This is a genomic window from Enterorhabdus sp. P55, from assembly GCF_009911695.1.
Classification (GTDB): Bacteria; Actinomycetota; Coriobacteriia; order Coriobacteriales; family Eggerthellaceae; genus Enterorhabdus.
The window spans coordinates 1-2,347 of sequence record NZ_QWKK01000191.1 but is presented as its reverse complement, the minus strand read 5'-3'; the positions used below and the strand labels follow the sequence as shown (position 1 = coordinate 2,347).

1 protein-coding gene and 1 pseudogene are annotated in these 2,347 nt (G+C 70.9%); both read left to right on the top strand.

Annotation, left to right across the window (positions count from 1 at the left end; all coding sequences use genetic code 11):
* Window positions 1-454: pseudogene (locus D1643_RS10640) on the top strand (hypothetical protein); the annotation flags it as partial.
* 100 nt (window positions 455-554) lie between these two features.
* The gene (locus tag D1643_RS10635; RefSeq protein WP_160710584.1) at window positions 555-932 is read left to right on the top strand and encodes a YolD-like family protein; all 378 of its coding nucleotides are present in this window, start codon (window positions 555-557) and stop codon (window positions 930-932) included.
* The last annotated feature ends 1,415 nt before the right edge of the window (window positions 933-2,347 follow it).

Here is a 2,347-nt window from a genome sequence, read left to right as displayed (position 1 = left end):
TGAGGATGGAGGCGGCGCCGGCCGCGGGGCGCGGGAGGTGTTCGTGGGCGAGCACGGCGCGCGGCCGGCGCGCGGCGGCTGGGGCCCGGCCGCGCATGCCACGCGCAAGATTCCCGAGCGGACGAGCTCCCTGCGGCGCCTGCAGGGCTACGTCGACGCGCTCTACGAGGAGATCGTGGATCCGGCCAAGCCTATTCGCCGCATCAGCTTGGGCTTTGGCAACCTCGTTGATGAGGATCTGGCCACCTACGACCTGTTCACCGACTGGGAGGCCGAGGGCCGCGAGCGCAAGATGCAGGAGGCCGTGCTGGCCGTGAAGGACAAGTTCGGCAAGAACGCCCTGCTCAAAGGCACGAGCTTCCAGGAAAAGGCCACCGCCCGCGAGCGTAACACCATGGTAGGGGGCCATCGAGGAGGCTCTGTCGCCATCGCCGAGGACCCGGGTCGTCTCTGATCGCGTGCGGCCAGGAGGCCGTTGGGGTGGGCAGGCGGCGGAGCGTCTCGGCTGCTGCGAGTGGCGGGGAGCAAGTGAGGATGATGGAGGAGGGATGGCTATGACGAATGATCGCGAGCGGACGGAACCGGGCGACGAGGCCGCAACTCGTCACGCCATCGGGCGCCCGCATCCTGATCGCGCCCGTCAGTTCATGCCCTTCGCCGCTCTGCGCGGCTACTACGAGCTCGTGCACGAGCGGGAGCGTGTTCCCACGCCCCGGCGCGAGCTCACCGAGGAGGAGGCTCGCGAGCTTGACGCCGCCCTAGCCCAGGTGGCCCGCGGCTCCCTCGTCCGCGTTACCTACTACGACGGCGACGCCTACGTCACCCGCGAGGGCCTCGTCAGCCAGAAGGACGAGATCCTCCGCGACCTCTGGCTCGTCCGAACCAAGATCCCCTTCGCCGCCCTCCAGTCCCTCGAGCTCCTCAAGGCCTAGTCGCTCCCAAAGCGCCAGGCGGCCCGTCCCGCCGAGCGCAGGTGTCAGGTCGCCGGGGCGCGGGCCGCTGAGTCGCGGGTGGCTGGGCGCTGGGGTCTCGGGTAGCCGGGCCGCTGGGCCGCGTTCGCCGAGCTGCGGGGCGCCAGGCCGCTGGGTCGCTTTTGTTGGACTGCGAGCTGCCGGGCTGTAGGGGGCGTGGTCATCGGATCGTTGGGGCGTGCCCTCCGGGTCTCGGGTAGCCGGGCCGCTAGGCCGCGAGGACGCTAGGCCGGTGACCGCCGATCGTCTCGCCGGATCGCTGGCCGTTGGGTGTTGGGCTGCCGAGCTGTGCTTGTCGGGCCGCGGACCGATGGGTCGCGGATTGTCGGGCCGGGGGGGTGGCCCGCCAGGCCACCGGGCTGCGCCCTCCGGGTCGCGGGTGGCTGGGGCGCCGAGGCGTGCTCGCCGGGCTGCGGGGTCCTGGGGCCTCGGGTCGCTGGGTTGCCCGGTCGCCGGTCGCTGGGCTGTATCCGTCGGGCTGACGGATCGAGGGGTCGTCGGGCTGCGCTCGCTGATCTGCGGAGTGTTGGGCTGCGGGGGCGGGCTATGGGGCACCAGGCCACCGGCCCGTGCCCTCCGGGTCGCGGGGTCGCCGGGACGCTGGGCGCAGCTGCTGGGCTGGGAGGCGTCGGACGCCGGGTCTCTGAGGCGCCGGGATGCGCCGGGCTATGGGGCGTCAGGTCGCCGGGCTATGGGGCGCCGGGTCGCTGAGACGCGCTTGCCGCATCGCGGCCCTCCGGGTTGTCGGGCCGGGGGGCGTGGGTCGCCAGATCGCCGGGCCGCGCCCTCCGGGTCGCGGGTGGCTGGGGCGCCGAGGTGTGCTCGCCGGGCTGCGGGGTCATGGGGTCTCGGGTAGCTAGGCCGCCGGGCTGCGAGAGCATTGGGCTGTTGGGTCGCTGGGGCGCCGGGACGCGTCGGGCTATGGGGCGTCAGGTCGCCGCGCTCGCCGAGCCGCGCCCTCTGGGCTGTTCGCCATGTCTCCATCGCCTGTTGTTTCGTCGTGCTGCGTCGCAGCGTATTGCGCTGCTTTCGCTTGTGCGCTGCTCTCGCTCTGCCGGTTGCTGCGTGCTGTGCCTGCTGCGGCTTTTCGGCCGTTGGCTCGACGCGTTTCGTATGGTCCGCCGTCTGTCGAACTGTTAAACCACCTGATCACCACCGGATCTGGATGGCTCTTCGACCTCGCGCGATCTCCTCGGCCCGTTTGTTTCTCGTGCCTGCGCTCTGCCTGACTGACGCCCTGCCCTTAGTCTCGCTCTCGCTTGTGCCTCGCCTTATTCTTGCTTGTCCCGTTTTTTTTGTCGCGCAAAATGTTTCACGTGAAACATTCGTTTTCTTTTCCAGTGATCGCGGACCCCCGGACCCCCGGACCCCCGGAC